This is a genomic window from Methylobacterium sp. CM6246 (assembly GCF_054818005.1).
On sequence record NZ_JBTXKY010000001.1, the window covers coordinates 681,394 to 698,690 of the forward strand.

At 73.2% G+C, this 17,297-nt stretch carries 19 protein-coding genes and 1 riboswitch; of the genes, 6 read left to right on the forward strand and 13 right to left on the reverse strand.

All coding sequences use genetic code 11. The annotated features are described in order from the left end of the window. The first annotated feature begins 31 nt into the window (after positions 1-31). The 3 genes from ACYQPG_RS03460 to hisG all read left to right on the forward strand — a co-directional run bounded on the left by ACYQPG_RS03460 (position 32) and on the right by hisG (position 2,524). Entirely contained in the window at positions 32-274 is a 243-nt protein-coding gene (locus tag ACYQPG_RS03460) for a hypothetical protein (protein ID WP_461230256.1), read from the forward strand. 118 nt (positions 275-392) lie between these two features. Beyond that, positions 393-1,535 (forward strand): ATP phosphoribosyltransferase regulatory subunit, encoded by a 1,143-nt coding sequence (locus ACYQPG_RS03465; RefSeq protein ID WP_147898692.1) that lies wholly within the window; start codon positions 393-395, stop codon positions 1,533-1,535. Further along, entirely contained in the window at positions 1,532-2,524 is a 993-nt protein-coding gene (gene hisG, locus ACYQPG_RS03470) for an ATP phosphoribosyltransferase (RefSeq protein ID WP_147909087.1), read from the forward strand. Before ACYQPG_RS03465 ends, hisG begins: the two co-directional genes overlap by 4 nt. A gap of 267 nt (positions 2,525-2,791) precedes the next feature. On the opposite strand, the gene ACYQPG_RS03475 is transcribed toward hisG, so the two are convergent. The 3 genes from ACYQPG_RS03475 to ACYQPG_RS03485 form a co-directional block, all read right to left on the reverse strand. Then, positions 2,792-3,136: a lysozyme inhibitor LprI family protein gene (locus tag ACYQPG_RS03475; protein ID WP_147909088.1), complete on the reverse strand. Its 345-nt coding sequence runs from the start codon at positions 3,134-3,136 to the stop codon at positions 2,792-2,794. Positions 3,137-3,211: 75 nt separating this feature from the next. Next, the gene (hemJ, locus tag ACYQPG_RS03480) at positions 3,212-3,643 is read right to left on the reverse strand and encodes a protoporphyrinogen oxidase HemJ (protein ID WP_461230258.1); all 432 of its coding nucleotides are present in this window, start codon (positions 3,641-3,643) and stop codon (positions 3,212-3,214) included. 5 nt (positions 3,644-3,648) lie between these two features. Continuing rightward, positions 3,649-4,806, reverse strand: coding sequence for a uroporphyrinogen decarboxylase (locus ACYQPG_RS03485; RefSeq protein ID WP_147909090.1), 1,158 nt, complete (start codon positions 4,804-4,806; stop codon positions 3,649-3,651). Between the two features lie 453 nt (positions 4,807-5,259). On the opposite strand from ACYQPG_RS03485, the gene ACYQPG_RS03490 reads away from it, so the two are divergent. After that, positions 5,260-6,090: a pyruvate, water dikinase regulatory protein gene (locus tag ACYQPG_RS03490; protein WP_147909091.1), complete on the forward strand. Its 831-nt coding sequence runs from the start codon at positions 5,260-5,262 to the stop codon at positions 6,088-6,090. Positions 6,091-6,212: 122 nt separating this feature from the next. On the opposite strand, the gene crcB is transcribed toward ACYQPG_RS03490, so the two are convergent. The 9 genes from crcB to ACYQPG_RS03535 all read right to left on the reverse strand — a co-directional run bounded on the left by crcB (position 6,213) and on the right by ACYQPG_RS03535 (position 14,520). Then, positions 6,213-6,602, reverse strand: a complete 390-nt coding sequence (gene crcB, locus ACYQPG_RS03495; RefSeq protein WP_147909092.1) for a fluoride efflux transporter CrcB — start codon at positions 6,600-6,602, stop codon at positions 6,213-6,215. A gap of 89 nt (positions 6,603-6,691) precedes the next feature. Next, positions 6,692-6,765: riboswitch (Fluoride riboswitch) on the reverse strand. A 62-nt stretch (positions 6,766-6,827) separates the two neighbouring features. Further along, entirely contained in the window at positions 6,828-7,337 is a 510-nt protein-coding gene (locus ACYQPG_RS03500; protein WP_147909093.1) for a hypothetical protein, read from the reverse strand. Between the two features lie 172 nt (positions 7,338-7,509). Then, positions 7,510-8,928: a hypothetical protein gene (locus tag ACYQPG_RS03505; RefSeq protein ID WP_461230261.1), complete on the reverse strand. Its 1,419-nt coding sequence runs from the start codon at positions 8,926-8,928 to the stop codon at positions 7,510-7,512. Beyond that, complete coding sequence (locus ACYQPG_RS03510; RefSeq protein WP_147909095.1) at positions 8,922-9,842, reverse strand: tetratricopeptide repeat protein; 921 nt, start codon at positions 9,840-9,842, stop codon at positions 8,922-8,924. The genes ACYQPG_RS03505 and ACYQPG_RS03510 overlap by 7 nt, the downstream gene beginning before the upstream one ends. After that, positions 9,842-10,771, reverse strand: a complete 930-nt coding sequence (locus ACYQPG_RS03515) for a VWA domain-containing protein (protein WP_461230262.1) — start codon at positions 10,769-10,771, stop codon at positions 9,842-9,844. The genes ACYQPG_RS03510 and ACYQPG_RS03515 overlap by 1 nt, the downstream gene beginning before the upstream one ends. 166 nt (positions 10,772-10,937) lie before the next feature. Continuing rightward, a complete protein-coding gene (locus ACYQPG_RS03520) occupies positions 10,938-11,966 on the reverse strand; it encodes a VWA domain-containing protein (RefSeq protein WP_461230263.1) in 1,029 nt (342 codons plus the stop codon). Continuing rightward, entirely contained in the window at positions 11,963-12,427 is a 465-nt protein-coding gene (locus tag ACYQPG_RS03525) for a DUF4381 family protein (protein WP_147909098.1), read from the reverse strand. The genes ACYQPG_RS03520 and ACYQPG_RS03525 overlap by 4 nt, the downstream gene beginning before the upstream one ends. A 105-nt stretch (positions 12,428-12,532) precedes the next feature. Then, entirely contained in the window at positions 12,533-13,390 is an 858-nt protein-coding gene (locus ACYQPG_RS03530; protein ID WP_419829972.1) for a DUF58 domain-containing protein, read from the reverse strand. Between the two features lie 128 nt (positions 13,391-13,518). Then, positions 13,519-14,520 (reverse strand): AAA family ATPase, encoded by a 1,002-nt coding sequence (locus ACYQPG_RS03535; protein WP_461230264.1) that lies wholly within the window; start codon positions 14,518-14,520, stop codon positions 13,519-13,521. Between the two features lie 327 nt (positions 14,521-14,847). Between ACYQPG_RS03535 and ACYQPG_RS03540 the strand changes: the two genes are divergently transcribed. Next, positions 14,848-15,558 (forward strand): MgtC/SapB family protein, encoded by a 711-nt coding sequence (locus ACYQPG_RS03540; RefSeq protein ID WP_147857001.1) that lies wholly within the window; start codon positions 14,848-14,850, stop codon positions 15,556-15,558. A gap of 75 nt (positions 15,559-15,633) precedes the next feature. Here ACYQPG_RS03540 and ACYQPG_RS03545 read toward each other — a convergent pair whose 3' ends face one another. Next, positions 15,634-15,966, reverse strand: a complete 333-nt coding sequence (locus ACYQPG_RS03545; RefSeq protein WP_246692098.1) for a hypothetical protein — start codon at positions 15,964-15,966, stop codon at positions 15,634-15,636. A 366-nt stretch (positions 15,967-16,332) separates the two neighbouring features. Between ACYQPG_RS03545 and ACYQPG_RS03550 the strand changes: the two genes are divergently transcribed. Then, positions 16,333-17,178: a C40 family peptidase gene (locus tag ACYQPG_RS03550; protein ID WP_461230265.1), complete on the forward strand. Its 846-nt coding sequence runs from the start codon at positions 16,333-16,335 to the stop codon at positions 17,176-17,178. Positions 17,179-17,297: the final 119 nt, after the last annotated feature.

The window sequence follows — 17,297 nt, forward strand, 5'->3', positions numbered from 1 at the left end:
CCCGCGACGGGACCGGCTGGGAGACCCGGGGATGCTGGCCAAGACCCTGATCCTGTCGGCCGCGCTGATGCTCGCCGCGCCGGCCTCGGCCTGGGCGGGCCGCTCGGTGCCCGACCGGCTGCCGAGCGCCACCGCGGTCGCCACCCCGGGGACCGGCAGCACTCCGGTGCTCAGCGCCGGGATCGCGGGTGCCCCCGCCATGGCCACGCTGACCCGCCGCAAGTCCGGACGACGCCCGCGGGGCGCCCGGCTCGGCAGCGCCCGGCCGCTCTGAGGAAACGCACCCCGCCCCGTCCGGGCAGGCCTGCGTACACCGTCGCGCCGGTCGGGTGCGCGTGTGTGTCGCCAAGCGCGATTGCGGTTGCTACAGAGCGCCCGCGAGGATGGACACCATGACACGACCGGAGGCCGGTGAGACGGGGGCGGGCGACGCGGCGCGGACGCGCCTGCTCGCGCATCTGAGTGCGGCCGGCTACCACCCGGTGACGCCGCCGGTTCTGCAGCCGGTGGAGCCGTTCCTGGAACTGTCCGGCGAGGACATCCGCCGGCGCATCTTCGTCACCCAGGACGCGGCCGGGACCGAGCTGTGCCTGCGGCCGGAATTCACGATCCCCGTCTGCCGCCTGCACCGGGCCCAGGCCGATGGCCGGGCGGCCGATTACAGCTATTGCGGCCCGGTCTTCCGGTTGGCCGCCGACGAGCCGGACGAGTTCTTCCAGGCCGGCATCGAATCGATTGGCCGCACCGACACCCCGGCCGCCGATGCCGAGGTGCTGGGGCTGGCGCTCGAAGGCCTCGCGCTGTTCGGCCGGACCGACCCCGCGGTGCGGCTCGGCGATATGGGTCTGACCGTGGCTCTGCTCGACGGGCTGGCGGTGCCGCCGGCGGCCAAGCGCCGGACCCTGCGGGCGCTCGCCGCCGGGCGATCCCTCGACGACGTCACCAATGGCGGCGAGGGCGCCCGGCCCGAGGATCCCCATGCCGGCCTGCTCGCCGCGATCCAGGGCCAGGACCCGCGGGGCGTGCGCGCCTTCGTGGAGGACGTGCTCGCCATCGCGGGCATCTCGGCGGTGGGTGGGCGCAGCGCCGGCGAGATCGCCGAGCGTTTCCTCGGCAAGGCGGCCGCGCAGGCCAATGGCGGGGCCGGGCTCAACCCCGAGAACCGCGCCGTGCTCGACCGCTACCGGGCCATCGCCGGCCATCCGGACGCCGCCGCACGCGACCTGCGGGCGCTGGTCGCCGATGCGGGCCTGCGCCACGACGCGCTCTCGGCCGCCCTCGACCTGTTCGAGGAGCGTACCGGCTTCATCGCGGCGCGCGGCCTGCCGATCGAGCGGTTCCGCTTCCAGGGCGGCTTCGCCCGCAACCTCGACTACTACACCGGCTTCATCTTCGAGGTGAACGAGGGCGACGGCCCGATGCTGGTCGGCGGCGGCCGCTACGACGGCCTGCTCGGGCATCTCGGCAGCCCGGCGCCCCTGCCCGCGGTGGGCTGCACCTTCTGGGTCGAGCGCGTGGCGGGAGCCGGCCGATGACCCCCTCGGAACCGGGCGCCATGCCGCTGATCCTCGCCGTCCCGTCCAAGGGACGCCTCCAGGAGAACGCCAGCGCGTTCTTCGGCCGCGCCGGCCTGCGGCTCGCCCAGGGTGCCGGCGCCCGCGACTACCGCGGCAAGCTCGTCGGCGTGCCGGGGGTCGAGGTCCGCTACCTCTCGGCCTCGGAGATCGCGGCGCAGCTCGCCTCAGGCGCCGCCCATCTCGGGGTGACCGGCGAAGACCTGATCCGCGAGACCCTGCCGGACGTGCGCGGCCAGGTCGAACTCCTGACCCCGCTCGGCTTCGGCAACGCCACCGTGGTGGTGGCGGTGCCCCAGGCCTGGATCGACGTGCGGGCGATGTCCGACCTCGACGAGGTCGCGGCGCTGATGCGCACCCGCCACGGCCGCCGCCTGCGGGTTGCGACCAAGTACGTGAACCTGACCCGCCGGTTCTTCGCCGAGAAGGGCGTGGCCGATTACCGGATCGTCGAGAGCCTGGGGGCCACCGAGGGTGCGCCGGCCGCCGGCTCCGCCGAGATCGTGGTCGACATCACCACCACGGGCGCGACGCTCAGCGCCAACGCCCTGAAGGTGCTAGACGACGGCATCATCCTGCGCTCCGAGGCCAACCTGGTCGCCTCGCTGAAGGCGCCCTGGGGCGAGGACCAGCGGACGGCTTTGCGCACCGTGCTCGGCCGCATCGCCGCCGAGGAGCGCGCCCGCACCACCCGGGAGGTCCGGGCGGCCCTGCCGGAGAGCGGCGCGATCGACCTCGCCACGATCGCGGGCCTGCACGAGGCCGAATTGCCCTACGGTGCCCCGCGCGGGGGCGACGGCGAGATCGTGATGCGCTGCCCCGAGGGCGCGGTGTTCGCGCTCGCGGGCGCCCTGGTCGAGGCCGGCGCCCGGGCCGTGACGGTCCGGCGGGTCGACTACGCCTTCGCGGCCGAGAACCCGCTGGCGGAGCGGCTGCTGGCCCGGCTCTAGAACGCCCTCCATGGTGCCGACCGGCTCGCGGACGTCCTGACTCTCGCCTGCACCGGCCGTGTCTCCCGCTCGGCGGCGGATCACCCCGCCGAGCGACCGCAAAACCGACCCGCCACCCCGACGCCGGAGAGGATTTTCCCGCCCGCGGACGAGACCCTGGGTCGGGCGGCGATGAGTTCACGCACGCGCATGAACGCCGGGATCGATCGGCCCTGCGGTGCGAGGATCGTCAAACCGGCGACACAACGTCTGCTGCGGCCCCTGCTTCTATTGCGGTCCCTGCTTGGCGAATTCCGCCAGCACTCCGCGCAGCACCTTCAACCGGGTCTCGTAGAGGCCGCGCAGGCAGGCGAGGTCGGCGCCGCAGGCGTGGCGCTCCTTGAGCCAGTCCTCCTGGTCGTCGCGCAGCTTGGTCTGGCCGCCCATCGGCAGGACATCCTTCAGGATGGCGAACCGGGTCGCCATCTCGACATCCATGTCGTTAAGCGGGAGATGCCCGCAGATCGCCCTCTCGTCGGGGGTCTCGGCCTTGTCGCAGGCGAAGCTCGCGGCCCGGGCGGGGGCGGCGGCGAGGAGCGCCATCGGCAGCAGGAGGGCGAATAGCTTGGTCATGGCCCCCAACGGCCCGGCCGGTGAAAGGCTCCGGCCCCGACGGCGCAACGGACCCCGGATCACAGGATCCCGGGATCAGAAGCCCGGCTTGACCACCGCCAGGATGACGATGCCGATCAGCAGGAGGGTCGGCACCTCGTTGAGCACCCGGTAGAACCTGTGCCCGCGGGTGTTCCGGTCGGCGGCGAAATCCTTGACCATCCGGCCGAGCCAGCCGTGGATGCCCGACATCGCCAGCACCAGCACAAACTTCGCCTGAAGCCAGGGGCTCGCGTAGAAGCCGCTCATCCAGGCCAGCACCAGCCCGAACGCCCAGGTGGCGATCAGGGCCGGGTTCATGATCGCCTTGAGCAGGCGCCGCTCCATCACCTTGAAGGTCGCGGATTGCGCCTCCGAGCCCGGCGGCAGGCTCGCGTGGTAGACGAACAGCCGGGGCAGGTAGAGCATGCCCGCCATCCAGGCGATCAGGCTGATGACGTGCCCGGCCTTGATCCATTCGTACAGCACGGGCTCTACCGGCGCAGCCGCGCGAGCATGCGCTCGACATGGGCGACCGGCGTCTGCGGGGTGATGCCGTGGCCGAGGTTGAAGATGTGCGGCAGGCCGGCGGTGGCCTCCAGCACCGCGTCGACCCCGGCATCGAGGGCGTCGCCGCCGGCGATCAGCGTATCGGGATGCAGGTTGCCCTGGGTCACCATCGTGGCCGGCACGTGCCGGCGCAGGGCCTTCAGGTCCACCGCCCAATCCACGCCCACGGCGTCGGCGCCGGTCTCCGGCACCACCCGGGCATGGCCGTCGAGGCCCGAGCCGCGGGCGAACACGATGATCTTGGCGTGCGGGACCCGTGCACGGACGCCCGCGATCATCCGGGCGATCGGACGGAGCGACCAGCGCGTCAGGGCGTCCACGGCCGCGTCGTCCGGCAGGGCGCTCTCGGTCACGTCGCCCACCGGCTCCACGATATTCTCGGAGGCCGGCACGGCGCGCGGCAGGGTGCCGGCATGGGATTCGAAGATCTGCACCGCGTCGGCGCCGGCCTCGAGCTGGCGGACGAGATACTCGGTCTGCACCGTCACGAGGCGGTCGATCAGGGTGTCGACCAAGGCGGTGTCGCCCTCGGCCAGCGCCCGGGCGGGGGCGAGGTCCGGGGTGCCGCGCCCGCCGATCATGTAGCTCGCCACCGTCCAGGGCGCGCCGCAGAAGCCGAGCAGGGTGGTCTCGCCGGGCAGTTCGGCACGCAGCCGCCTCACCGTCTCGAAGACCGGGGCTAGGTGCGAAAAAATCGCCGGATCGCCGGCCTCGCGCAGCCGCCCGAAGGCGTCGCGGCCGTCTAGGGGATCGAGGCGCGGGCCCTCGCCCTCGACGAAGCGCACGTCCTGGCCCAGCGCGTGGGGGACGACCAGGATGTCCGAGAACAGGATCGCCGCGTCGAAGCCGAACCGGCGGATCGGCTGCAGGGTCACCTCGACGGCGAAGTCCGGGCTGTAGCAGAGGTCGAGGAAGGACCCGGCCTCGGCCCGGCTCGCCCGGTATTCCGGCAGGTAGCGGCCGGCCTGGCGCATCATCCAGGCGGGGGGCGGCCCGATCGCCTCGCCCTCGAGGACGCGCAGCACCGCCCGCTCGGACTTGCCTCCGGACCCGCGCTCCGTCCCCGTCATCGTCGCTCCCATTCCGTCCCCGTCATTCCGCATGCCCGTCAGCGGCCGTCCTGTCGAGTCGAGGCGCGCCGGATCCCCACACAGGCCCCTCTCGAAAAGAAAAGAGAGATTCTAGGACTCTGTTTTTTCTATTGGGGGGCCTCAACACGATGGTGCAATCGGATCCACAGGCCGTCCCCGCCGCCGCGCCGTTAACGAGGCTTTAAAGGATTCGCTCCATGTTGCGAGAACGGCCAAGTCCAACAGCGGCTTGCGAACGCCGAGTCCGGTACGCGCCCCTGTTGCGTCCCGGATTCTCCCAGGCGCCCGGATTCCGCGCGCCTCGACGGCGTACCTGTGAACGGCGGAGTCGATAAGGCGCGGCCCCTTCGCCCTGGACCTGCCCGAAGCCGCATCCTATCCACACTCATCGACTCCCTAGCGGCCGGCAGTGGATAACGCCCCCGGCGAGACGAAGGCGACCCGATGGGCCGGAGCTACTTCCACCTTCACCTCGTGTCCGACTCCACCGGTGAGACGCTGATCAACGTCGGCCGGGCGGCGGCCGCGCAGTACGAGGGCGTCTCGGCGATCGAGCACGTCTATCCGCTGGTGCGCTCGGCGGCGCAGCTCGACCGGGTGATCTCGGAGATCCGGGCGGCGCCGGGCCTGGTGCTCTACACCCTGGTGGGCGGCGACCTGGGCGAGCGGCTCGAAGAGGTCGCCCGCGAGACCAGCTCCCCCTGCCTGTCGGTGCTGCGGCCGGTCCACGACCTGCTGCGCGCCTATCTCGGGGCCGAGACCACGGCCCGGCCGGGCGCCCAGCACATGCTCAACGCGGAGTATTTCAAGCGCATCGACGCGATGAACTTCACGCTGGCCCACGACGACGGCAACCTGCCGGAGGACCTGGAGGATGCCGACGTGATCCTGCTTGGGGTCAGCCGGACCTCGAAGACACCGACCTCGATCTACCTCGCCAACCGCGGGCTCAAGACCACGAACCTGCCGCTGGTGCCCGGCATGCCGCTGCCGCCGGCGATCGAGCGGGCGCGCAAGCCCCTGGTGGTCGGCCTGTTCGCCTCGCCCGAGCGGATCGTGCAGATCCGTCAGAACCGACTGTCGAGCCTCAACGCCGACGAATCCTCGATGTATGTCGACCGCTCGGCGGTGGCCGACGAGATCACCATGTCGCGCCGGCTGTTCACCAAGAACCGCTGGCCGACCATCGACGTGACCCGTCGCTCGATCGAGGAGACCGCCGCGGCGATCGTCGACCTCTACCGCGACCACCGCCTGAAGTTCATCGCCGACTGAGGCAAGTCCGGGGTTCCGAAGGGCTCAGCCCTTTGGCGGGGATTGGGGCGCAGCCCCGGGATACCAGAGCTCTGCCCTGGACCCGGAAAAAGGTCGTAGACCTTTCGAAACCATGACCATTTTCAGCCACCGCTGAGAACCGTCCGCATCAGGGCGATGCCGGCCAGCAGGCCGAGCAGACCGGCCGCCACCGAGACCGTCACGTAGAGGGCCGCGGCGGCCAGATGGCCGCGCTCGTATAGGCTGATCGCGTCCAGCGAGAAGGTCGAGAAGGTGGTGAAGCCGCCCAGCACCCCGGTGGTCAGGAACAGCCGCGCCGGGTGTCCGGCCGCCCCGCGCAGGGCGAAGCTCTCGGCCAGCACGCCCATCAGGAACGAGCCGAGCACGTTGATGACGATCGTGGCGAGGGGAAACCCGAAGCCCGGCAGCAGACGGGTGACCGCGACGTTGACCCCGTGGCGGGCCCCGCCGCCGAGCCCGGCCCCGAGGATGACGATGAGGGTGTTGATCATGCCGGCCCTTCCTGTTCGGTCGGGCGATGCCGTCACGTCCGCTTCGCGGCGTCGGGCGCGCGGCCCCACCGCGGACGTCCGGAGCCGCCCGTGCGGTAGGAGCCATCAGCCCGGCCTGGCGACGGCCGGGCGGTTATCGGGGAGCCCCATCCCCATCCCGGGCAGGATTAGCCGAGGACGGGGCCGAGGGGAATCCGGCTCCCCGCCGCACGATCAGCGGTCGCGTTACTGCACGGCGGCGAAGTGGCTGCGCTGCTCGATCTGGGCCGCGTAGAAATCCTCGACGACTTCGCGGACCACCTCGGCCAGGTCGGTCCCGCGATGCTCGTCCAGGTGGATGTCGCTGCCGACGCTGCGGCCGAGGGCGGCGCCGGTCGCGCCCGGGACCAGGCGCTCGTTGTAGCGCTGATTGAGGCCCGAGACCGAGATGGTGTTGCTGCCGCCGAGCTCGGGGCCGTACTTGATCTTGATCTTCTGCTCGGTGTCGGTCCCGCGCAGCTTGGCGCACAGGCTGATGAAGTTGTCCTGGTCGATCTTGGCCTCGAGGCCGGTGATGCTGCCGTGGACGTTGTCCTCCTCGTTGAGCACTTCCGCCATCAGGCTCAGGACGCCGACCACCGGCTCGAGGGCGCGGTTGCCCTCCTCCAGCAGCTTCCGGCGGAAGTCGTTGCTGCGGGCGTCGGCATCCTGCAGCCGGGCGCGGAACCGGTCCTTGACGTCATTGGCGCGTGTCATGGCGTCCTCCCTGTTGTTTCGAATCAAGTCTTTGTTGTTGGGATAGCAAAGACTACGAAGCGAAATCAGGTCCCGCAAGACGGTGCAAAACATTGATGCGTGCTCAGAACTTGAGCCGTTGCACAAGAAGCGTACCTGCCCGGACGCTATGCAGGGGCCGCCGAAGCCCGGATCAGGCCGCCGGCCCGTCGAGCGGGGCCAACCGGTCCGGACCGGGCGCGCCCGCCGAGAATTCGGGCCGCGACAGCGCCCGGGCCAGGGCCGGCAGGTCCGGGACGGGGGCGCCCGCGGTGCCGAACACCGCCCGGTCGAGGGCGGCGAGCCGCGCCGCGAGATCGGGCCGGGCCTGCCAGGTCCGGGCGAGTTCCGGCGACTCCCGGCGGGCGGCCTCCAGGGCTGCGCGGAACCCGGTCGGATCGCCCGCGCGGGCGGCCCGGTTCAGGGCCCGGCGGGCGGTACCGGACAGGCGCAGGCGCGGCCGGCCCGCGCCGTACCCGATCAGGGCCAGCCCCAGGCCGAAGGCCGCGAGCGCCGCGGCGGCCGCGACCAGCGGGGACGGCACCGGGGGCGGCGCCCGGTCGCCCTCCCGGTCGGGCAGGCCGCCGCCGATCTGCCGGGCCGGGATCTCGGCCTCGCGCATGGTGCGGGTGTTGGTGTCGAACCACGGGATCGCGATGGCGTCGAGGGGGATCACCTCGGGCACGCCGGGCCGCACGTCCCACTGGTAGGTCGCCCGGGCCACCGGCCCGGAGGGCGTCAGCAGGGTCTCGCGGGTGACCGGGCCGGCGAAGGTGAGGATGCCCCGGGTGCGCATCACCGGCCGGGGCGGCAGGCCCTCGGCGACCATGCCCTGGACCTCCAAGGTGACGATCCGCCGGGTGGTCTCGCCGAGCTTCACGGTCTCGGGGTCCGGGCTCCAGGAATCGGTGACCGCCACGTCGCGGGCGGGCAGCCACCAGGGTTCCTTGACGTCCGGGCCGCCTCCGGCGGCGGTCCAGGCCGCCACCGGGAACGGGATCGGCTTCGAGCGCACCTCGACGATCCGCCGCTCTCCGAAGTCGTTGACCGTCAGCTTATGGGTGAAGGGCTCGAGGATGAAGTCGCCCGCGTGGTGCGGGAACACCGCCACGGTGCGGTCGAACGCGATGGCGCTCTGGCCGTCCGGAAGCTTTGTCTTGCTCCAATGGTCGCGGCCGAGCTGCGTCCAGGAGAAGTTGGCGAGGGTGGGCTGGACGACCTCCTCCAGCAGGATCGGCTGCTTGTAGACCCCATGGATCTTCAACAGCACCATCTCGCGGGCGAAGGGCGGGCTGTTGCCGTTGAACTCCGCGGTGACCGTGAGGGTCAGGTCGCCGGGCTCGATCTCGGCCTGCGCCGGAAGGGGGGCGAGGAGCGCGAGCGCCAGGAGCAGGAGGCGGCTCTGTCGCTTCCGGCTGCCGGCTGCTGCACGCTCACATCGCGTTGCGCAGGCCACGACGAGCTCCCTCTTCCGTACGGGAGAGGGGACCCGCTCCGCATCCGGTAACGTGGCCATCCGGCAGCGCGCCAGGGGAGTCAGACGCGGGCGGAAAAAGTCCCAAAACACTACCACGGATTGCTCCCGGCCGGGATGGCGGTGCCGGCTTCGACCCGGCGGGTCTGCTCGGCGCGCAGGCGCAGCTTGAGGAAGCGGCCGGGATCGTCCGGCAGGGTCTGGAGCCAGAGCCGGTCGGGGCGGATCTCGTGGGCCTCGAAGCTCTTGGTCACCCGGCGGACCTCGCGCTCGGGCGCCTCCGCGACCATGGCCGCACCGCCGCCGGTGCGGCCGCGCCCGGCCGCGTCGCCGGCCGAGCCCCGGGCCTGGCCCTTGCCGGCGTCGATCGATTGCTGCTCGGCCTTGCCGCGGCGGGCGACCTTGCTGTTGCCGGGCAGGGACGCGCTGGCGTTTGACTCCTTGTTGCCGGCCAGGCCCTCGCCGCTGGAGGCGGCGTTGATGTCGTTGTTCTGGTCCTGGTTGGCGGTGTTGTTGTAGCGGGCGCCGTATTGCGCGGTGCCGTTGGCGATGCCGCCGCCGGGGCCGCGGTCGATCACCTCGGCGACCATCCGGGCGACCAGGGAGCGGTTGGCCTGCGCGTCGGCGTCGCGCGGGTCGAAGCGCAGGGCCTCGTCGTAGGCGGCGAGCGCGCCCTCGAAATCGCCCGCTCGCGCCAGGGCGTTGCCGAGGTTGTAGCGGGCCCGTTTTCCGCCGTTGCGGAACAGCGCGATCGCCTCGCCGTAGCGGCCGGCCTGGTACAGGGCGGCGGCGCGCCAGGCCGGATCGACGATCAGGTCGGCGGCGAGCCCGGGCAGGCCGAGCGCCATCAGCAGCCGCCCGAACCCGGTGCGGGGCTGCGAGACGGCGAGCAGAGCCACGAGCCCGAGGCCGGCCAGCGCCAGCCCGGCCATCCGGGCGAACCGCCGCCAGCCCGGGGGAAGGCCGGCGCGGATCGGGACTGCGAGACCGGTCCTGGACAAGAACCGCTCCATCACGCGCTCCTGCGGAACAGGACCAGGGCCGGCAGGGCTGCGAGCAGCAGCAGCCAGCGGCCGAGATCCGCGTAGGCGAGCACGCCGTAGCCACCGGCCGCGAGGTGCTGGGCGGTCCCCGCCCCGACCGCGTCGAGCACCGGGCCGGGCTCGGTGATGTCGGCGACGCCCCCGCCGCCGGCCCGGACCAGCGCGTCGAGGGCGGCCCGGTCGGGCTTCGGGGCACCCGGCGGCAGCGGCTTGTCGGCGGGGACGAACAGGGCCTGGAGGCGCCAGCCGCGATCGGCCAGAGCGCGGGCTTCCCGGTTGGCGGCCTCGCCGATGCCGTCGCCGTCGCTGATCAGCACCACGTCCGCCGCGACGACGTCGGCCTCCGCCAGCGTCCGGCGGGCCAGCGCCAGCCCGCGCTCGGGATGGCTGCCGCGGTCCGGCACGGTGTCGGCATCGAGGGCGAACAGGGTCGTGCCGAAGCTGTCCCGATCGGTGGTCGGCGAGGCGGCGAGATAGGCGTCGCCGGCATAGACGACGAGCGACACGGCCCGGGTGCCGGCGGCCTCGGCGATCGCGGCGGCGGCCTGGCGGACGCCCTGGAGGTTCCCACCCTCGGTGACCGAGCGGGAGAGGTCCAGGACGATCACGGTCGCGTCGAGATTGCGGAAGGTCGCCGTATCGGCGCGCTCCACCGCGGGGCCGGTCAGCGCCAGCGCGATCGCCCCGGCGGCCAGGGCGGCGGCCCGGTTCGCCTGCCGCCGTCCGCCGATCACGGCTCCGGCGCGGGCGAGATGGGCCATGAGGGCCGGATCGACCGCCCGCCCCCAATCGCCGAGCGGCGCCGCCCGCCAGGCGGCGCGGAGCGCCAGCAGCGCCACGACCGGGATCGCCAGGAACCACCAGGGGCGCAGGAACGCGAAGGCGCCGAGGGCGCTCATGCGGGCTGTCCTGCCGCCCACATCCTCATCCTGAGGTGCCGAAGCGCAGCGGAGGCCTCGAAGGAGGTTTCCAGGGATCGTGCGGCTGGCTGGAGCCCTCCTTCGAGGCCGCCGACGCGGCACCTCAGGAAGAGGGTGTGGGTTGGGGAGGCCGTATTCGGACGCATCATACGCCCCTCCGGGTCGCCAGCAGGGCCGCGGCGGCGGCGAGCGCCAGGGCCGCCGGCCAGGGCCAAAAATCCCGGCGCAGCGGCAGGGGGGGCGCGAGGGCGCGGCCGCCCTCCAGCCTGTCGATCGCGTCGGCGACCCGGACGAGATCCTCGGTGGTGCGGACCCGGAACGCTTCGCCGCCGCTGGCCTGGGCCATGTCGCGCAGGGTCTCGGTGTCGACCACGTCCTGCTCGCCGTCGGCATCGGCCATGTCCCGGGGGCCGAGCGCGATCGTGTAGACCCTGATGCCCAGCTCCTTGGCCAGGGCGGCCACGTCCTTGGGGGCGGTCTGGCCGGCATTGTTGGCGCCGTCCGAGAGCAGGATCACGGCCTTCGCGGAGGGCGCCGCCAGGCCGTCGGCACGCGGCCCGGGGTCCTTCGGGTCGAGCCGGCGCAGGGCCAGTCCGAGGCCGTCGCCGATGCCGGTGGAACGGCCGCTGATGCCGATGGTCGCCTCGTCGAGGGCGCGGGCGACCGCCGCGGTGTCGAAGCTCGGGGCGGCGGCGACGTAGGCCTGGTCGGCGAAGATCACGAGGCCGATCCGGTCCCCGGCCCGGCGCCGGATGAAGTCGGTGCCGACGCGCTTGACCGCGGTGAGCCGGTTCACGGTCTCGCCGTCCAGCGTGAAATCGCGGCGCTCCATCGAGCCGGACAGGTCCATGGCGATCATGATCTCACGGCCGGAAGCCGGCAGGGCCGCGGCCGGCATCACCAGGCGGGGCCCGGAGAGCGCCACCACCAGGGCGGCCCAGAGGGTCCAGACCAGGGCGGCCCGGCGGCGGCCGCGGGCGGCGAGGTCGGCGCCGGAGCGGGCGGTGCCGACCAGGGTCCCGGGCACCAGCAGGGCGCCGCTGCCGCCCTCCGTCTCGGCCGGGAGCAGGCGGGCGGCCAGCAGCGGTAGCGGCAAGGCGAACAGGATCCAGGGCGCCGCGAGGTCGAAGGCCGAGAGCTGCGCCGTGAGCCAGGCGGGGAGGAGGCCGCTCATGTCCGCAACCGTCCGATCAGGCGTCCCAGCTCGGCGTCGAGCCCGTCGAGGTCGGGTTCCTGGCGCCGGTACAGCCCGTCGGCCAGGACCCGGCCGGATCCGCGCGTGAAGAAGTCGGTGGCCAGGAGCGTGTCGAGGCGGGCGGCCCAGGCCGCGCCGGTCTCCCGGGCGGCGGCGTCCCCCGCGAGCGTCCGGGCGAGGCGGCGCAGCAGGCGCGCCTGCGCCACGAGACGGGAAGCCGGATCGAGGCCGCGGGTGCCGGCGAGCTCGGCGAGCGCCGCCCGGCGCAGGCTCGCCCGGGCCCGTCCGCGCAGGTAGCGGACGAGCCCGACCAGCAGGGCGGCGAGGAAGCCCAAGGCCGCCGCCGCGACGACCTCCCCCTGCACCGCCCCGGCGGCGCCCCCCGGCAGGTGCAGGCCGCGGAGCTGGTCGAGGCTCGGGGCGATCTCGACGGGGTTCATCGCGCCGGGCCCGGATGTGGGAGACGCGGCGACGCGGCAGGGTTTCGTCTGCGCCTCGTCTCGGTCCGCAAGCCGGCACCCATCTGTCGGGACGAGCCCCGAGCCTCACAGCACCGCATCGAGGCGCTCCATCAGCGGCGCGTAGGCCTCCGGGCCGGCCTCGACGTCGAGGCGCACCCCCGCGATGCCCCGGCGGGCATAATCGGCCAGCCGCGCCTCGGCGGTCTCACCCGGCAGCGCCGTCGGGAGCGCGGTGCCGCGCCGGCCATCCGCCAACGCGAAGGGATAGAAGCCCGGCGGGCGGGCGCGCTCGAAGGCGTCGCTCACCAGGATCAGCCGGATCGCGACCCGCTCGGCCAGCAGGGTCAGCGTCTCGTCGAAGCCCGGGCCGGGGGCGTCGAGGGCGCTGGCGACGACCAGGTGTCCGCCGGCGGGCAGCAGGCTGCGGGCGAGCCCGAGGGTCGGCTCCAGGGGTGCGTCGGACCCGGCGGCGCCGGCCGCCGCGAGGGCGTCCGCATGCGCCTGGGCCAGGGCGCCGGTCACCGCGATCATGGCGCGCTCGCCGCCGGCCGGGCGCAGCACCGTCTGCCCCCCCGAGGCCGCCACCGCGAGGCCGACCCGGCCGCCATCGGCCGCCACCCGCCAGCCGAGCAGCGCCAGGGCCTCGGCGGCGGCCACCGAGCGCAGGGCCCGGCGGGTGCCGAACAGCATCGAGGGCCGGAAATCGGCGAGCAGCACCACGGCGCGGTCGCGCTCGTCGTGATGGGTGCGCACGTGCAGCTGCCCGGTGCGCGCGGTGGCGTTGCGGTCGATGAACCGGCGGTCGTCGCCCTCGGACCAGAGCCGCACGTCCTCCGGCTCGGAACCGCGCCCGCGCCGCTTGGTGACGATGCCGCCGGGCAGGCCGGCGAGCGTCCGGGTCGCCGGCGCCGCGCCCCGCCGGGCCAAGTGGCGCAGGCCCATCAGGGCCTCACCCGAGAGATGGACGCCGTTTTCTCGGGACTCGGCCATGCGGACGGAACCCACACCTGTCCCGTCCCCGCTTGCGGGGGACGGGCTCGGGCGCCGCGCGTTCAGAAACCCGAACACCCTCAGAGCGCCCGGACCCGCTGCACCAGCTCGCCGACCAGGCCGCGGGCGGTCTTGCCTTCGGCGGCCGCGCGCCAGGTCAGGCCGATGCGGTGGGAGAGCGCGTCCCGGGCGAGTTCGGTGACGTCCTCCGGGGTGACGTGGTCCCGGCCGCGCAGCCAGGCCCGGGCCTTGCCCGCCATCATCAGCGCGAGCGTGCCGCGCGGCGAGGCCGGGTGCTCGATCATCGCCCGCAGGTCCGGCGCCGCCGCATCGGTGCGGGTCGCCGCCACCAGGCGGACCAGGTAATCCTTGAGCGCCGGCGACACGTAGGTGGCCAGAGCCGCCTCCCGGGCGGCGCGCACGTCGGCCAGCGACAGGCGCACCGGCATGGCCTCGACATGGTGGGTCATCTCGCCCTCCACGAGGTCGAGGATCGCCCGCTCGGTGGCCTCGTCGGGCATCTCGACCACGACGTGCAGCAGGAAGCGGTCGAGCTGCGCCTCCGGAAGCGGGAAGGTGCCGGCATGCTCGATCGGGTTCTGGGTCGCCACGACCATGAACGGGTCGGCGAGCGGGTGGGTCTGCCCGGAGACCGTGATCTGCCCCTCGGCCATCGCCTCGAGCAGGGCCGACTGCACCTTGGGCGGCGCCCGGTTGACCTCGTCCACCAGCACGAGGGCGTGGAACAGGGGTCCCTGCAGGAACTCGAAGCTGCTGCTGTCCTGGCGCCAGACGGTGGTGCCGGTGAGGTCGGCCGGCATCAGGTCCGGGGTGCACTGGATGCGTGCGAACGAGCCGTCGAGCCCGTCGGCCAGCCGCTTGACCGCGCGGGTCTTGGCGAGGCCCGGCGCGCCCTCGATCAGGAGGTGGCCGCCGGTGAGCAGACCGATCAGCAGGCGCTCGACCAGGCCGGCGCTGCCGATCAGGCCGCGTTCCAACCCGTCGCGCAGGGCCAGGACCCGCCCGTGCAGGGCCGCGTCCGGTTCGGCTCCGGGACGGCGTTCGGCGAGGGCGTCACTCATGCGAAGAACGCTCGGGCGCGGAGAAATACACCCGCCACGGGGGCCGTGTCCTGCATCCTGCACGTCTCCTCGGCCCGGGTCCCGTATTCATGAGGGATCCTCAGGTTGAGGCCGGTGTGCCCGCTGCCCGGTGGGGCCGTCAATCCCGGCCGGTTCCGCCTTCGGTCCGTGCCGAGCGTCATCCCGGGGGCCGGTTGCCGGATTCCGGGAAAAGGTGATGCAAAACCAAGGGCCTGGTGCGCCGTCCCGGATCCGCTATCCCGGACGGCGCGCCGAGCCGGCCATGATGTCACGGTTTCGTCACCTCTCGCCTCGCAAGAGACCGCCATGACCAGCTACGCCGCCATCCCCGAGGAATTCAAATCCGCCATCGGCCTGATCGTCGCCTTCGTGCTCGGCACGGCGATCGGGGCCGAGCGGCAGTACCGGCAGCGCACCGCCGGCCTGCGCACCGCGGTGCTGGTGGCGATCGGCGCCTCGGCCTTCGTCGATCTCGGCATGCGGCTGACCGGCCCGGACGGCGGGGTCCGCACGGTGGCCTACGTGATCTCCGGCATCGGCTTCCTGGGCGCCGGCGTGATCATGAAGGAGGGGATGAACGTGCGCGGCCTCAACACGGCCGCCACCCTGTGGTGCTCCGCCGCCGTGGGGGCGTTCTGCGGCGCCGACCTGCCGCTGGAGGCGGTGTTCGTCACCGTCACGGTGCTGACCTGCAACACGGCGCTCCGGCCCCTGGTGAACGCCATCAACCGCGCCCCGATCCGCGAATCCTCCACCGAGGCGACCTACGAGGTCCAGGTGACCACCGCGCCCGGCGAGGCCGGCCCCGCCCAGGACCTGCTGGTCGAGCGCCTGGAGGCGGCGAACTATCCGGTCAGCAACGTCGAGGTCGAGGAGCGCGGCGGGGGCGCGGTCGACGTGGTCGCGACGCTGACGGCCAGCGCCGTCAAGGCGAGCGAGCTGGATGCGGTCACGGCCGATCTCGCCAAGGCGCCGGGCATCCGCCACGCCACCTGGTCGGTCCAGACCGCAGATTGATGGTCGGGGACTTTGCGTCGCGCGGGGCTGAAGCCGCCGCGCCGACGCCCGCACGGTGGGGTGGCGCCGGCCCTGTCAGCGCGGCGGGGCAAGCGGACGGGTGCGGCGCTCGATCACCACGGTCGGGCGGGTGCGACGCTCGACCACCACGGTGCGGGGCGCCCGGCTGGGGCTGGCATGGGTCAGGATCCGCTCCGGCATCCGCTCCGGCTTGGCCTTCTTGGCCGCCAGGACGTGCGGGCGGACCTCGTCGACCGGAAGCCCGATCAGGCCCGCGGCGATCTCGACCTGCTGCTCGACATCGTCGGCCAGGTCCTGGGCGGCGGCGACCGCCTCGTTCACCGTGGGCGGCTCGCGGCGCACGCGGATCGGCGGCAGGTCGGCGAAGCTCTTCTGCGTCTTCTTCACGGGGCGACTCGCGGTCATCATCGAACAGACATAGCGCCTTCCGCGCCGGTTGTGCAGTGCATCATAATCGGCGGCTGCCCGTCCGGGGAACATGTCTTGGGCTGGAATACCGCATACGGCACGCCGTTACCCCCGCTCCACAGGGCGAACATCATCCGCGCGCCGGTCGGCGCTGCGCTGCGGCATAATAACGCGGGCCCGCGCGGGGTGCCAAGGGGGGATCGCGATCCCCGTCCCGGACCGGGCGGAGACCGTCCGGAGCCTCGTGCCGACGGGTGGGCCGAACCTCCGGGATGAGCGGAAACCCGAGGCCGCGCGCATCGGCCGGGATCCGGTCCCCCGGACGATGCGCTAGGCTCGCGCGCCATGGCCGAATCACTCGATCCCCGCCTCACCCCGGCCCGTCCGGACATCGCCGACATCCGGTTGCGCGGCCTGGTCACGGCGGAGCGCTTCGTCGCCGCCGCCCCGCGGCGGGTCGTGGCGCCGGCGGCGCCGTTGCGCCGGGCGCCGTCGGCGGAGGCCGGGCTCGACACCGAGGCGCTGCTCGGCGACGCCGTGGACCTCTACGCCGAACAGGATGGGTTCGCCTTCGTGCAACTCGTCCGGGACGGCTATGTCGGCTACCTGCCGGCCGATTGCCTCGGCCCCGCCGCACCCGAGCCGACCCACAGGGTCACGGCGGTGCGCACCTTCCTGTATCCCGAGCCCGACCTGAAGCGGCCGGTGCGCGCCCATCTCAGCCTCGGCGCGCGCCTCGTCGTCACCGGCGAGGCCGGGGCCTATTTCGAGACCCCCGGCGGCTACGTCTTCGCGCGCCACTGCGCCCCGCTGGCGCAGCACGAGCCCGACTACGCGGCCACGGCCGAGCGGCTCGCAGGGATTCCCTATCTCTGGGGCGGCCGTACCAGCCTGGGGCTCGATTGCTCGGGTCTCGTGCAGTTCTGCCTCGACGCCGCCGGCCTCCCCTGCCCGCGCGACGCCGACATGCAGGAGCGGGCCCTGGGCCGGGCGCTGCCGCTCGCCCTCGACGGATTGCGCCGGGGCGACTTCGTGTTCTGGCGCGGCCATGTCGGGCTGATGCGCGACTCCGAGACGCTGATCCACGCCAACGGCCACCACATGGCGGTGGCGGCGGAGCCGCTGGCCGGCGCGGTGGCCCGGATCCGGGAGAACAGTTTCGGGGCGGTGACCGGGATCCGCCGGCTCTAGGTCGAGGATCCGGGCACCCCGGGTCCAAAACGCGCGGCAAACGTGCTACAGGGACGCTCCGCGGTCGTCTTCCTGCCCGGTTCGCAGTCCAGGACCGTTGACAGGACAGCCCCGCCCTC

Excerpts from the sequence above, each read along its gene's own strand:
- ACYQPG_RS03460 (WP_461230256.1), top strand. The coding sequence starts at position 32 with ATGCTGGCCAAGACCCTGATCCTGTCGGCCGCGCTGATGCTCGCCGCG.
- ACYQPG_RS03465 (WP_147898692.1), top strand. The coding sequence starts at position 393 with ATGACACGACCGGAGGCCGGTGAGACGGGGGCGGGCGACGCGGCGCGG.
- hisG (WP_147909087.1), top strand. The coding sequence starts at position 1,532 with ATGACCCCCTCGGAACCGGGCGCCATGCCGCTGATCCTCGCCGTCCCG.
- ACYQPG_RS03475 (WP_147909088.1), bottom strand. The coding sequence starts at position 3,136 with ATGACCAAGCTATTCGCCCTCCTGCTGCCGATGGCGCTCCTCGCCGCC.
- ACYQPG_RS03485 (WP_147909090.1), bottom strand. The coding sequence starts at position 4,806 with ATGGGAGCGACGATGACGGGGACGGAGCGCGGGTCCGGAGGCAAGTCC.
- ACYQPG_RS03490 (WP_147909091.1), top strand. The coding sequence starts at position 5,260 with ATGGGCCGGAGCTACTTCCACCTTCACCTCGTGTCCGACTCCACCGGT.
- crcB (WP_147909092.1), bottom strand. The coding sequence starts at position 6,602 with ATGATCAACACCCTCATCGTCATCCTCGGGGCCGGGCTCGGCGGCGGG.
- ACYQPG_RS03500 (WP_147909093.1), bottom strand. The coding sequence starts at position 7,337 with ATGACACGCGCCAATGACGTCAAGGACCGGTTCCGCGCCCGGCTGCAG.
- ACYQPG_RS03510 (WP_147909095.1), bottom strand. The coding sequence starts at position 9,842 with ATGGAGCGGTTCTTGTCCAGGACCGGTCTCGCAGTCCCGATCCGCGCC.
- ACYQPG_RS03515 (WP_461230262.1), bottom strand. The coding sequence starts at position 10,771 with ATGAGCGCCCTCGGCGCCTTCGCGTTCCTGCGCCCCTGGTGGTTCCTG.
- ACYQPG_RS03520 (WP_461230263.1), bottom strand. The coding sequence starts at position 11,966 with ATGAGCGGCCTCCTCCCCGCCTGGCTCACGGCGCAGCTCTCGGCCTTC.
- ACYQPG_RS03525 (WP_147909098.1), bottom strand. The coding sequence starts at position 12,427 with ATGAACCCCGTCGAGATCGCCCCGAGCCTCGACCAGCTCCGCGGCCTG.
- ACYQPG_RS03530 (WP_419829972.1), bottom strand. The coding sequence starts at position 13,390 with ATGGGCCTGCGCCACTTGGCCCGGCGGGGCGCGGCGCCGGCGACCCGG.
- ACYQPG_RS03535 (WP_461230264.1), bottom strand. The coding sequence starts at position 14,520 with ATGAGTGACGCCCTCGCCGAACGCCGTCCCGGAGCCGAACCGGACGCG.
- ACYQPG_RS03540 (WP_147857001.1), top strand. The coding sequence starts at position 14,848 with ATGACCAGCTACGCCGCCATCCCCGAGGAATTCAAATCCGCCATCGGC.
- ACYQPG_RS03550 (WP_461230265.1), top strand. The coding sequence starts at position 16,333 with ATGGCCGAATCACTCGATCCCCGCCTCACCCCGGCCCGTCCGGACATC.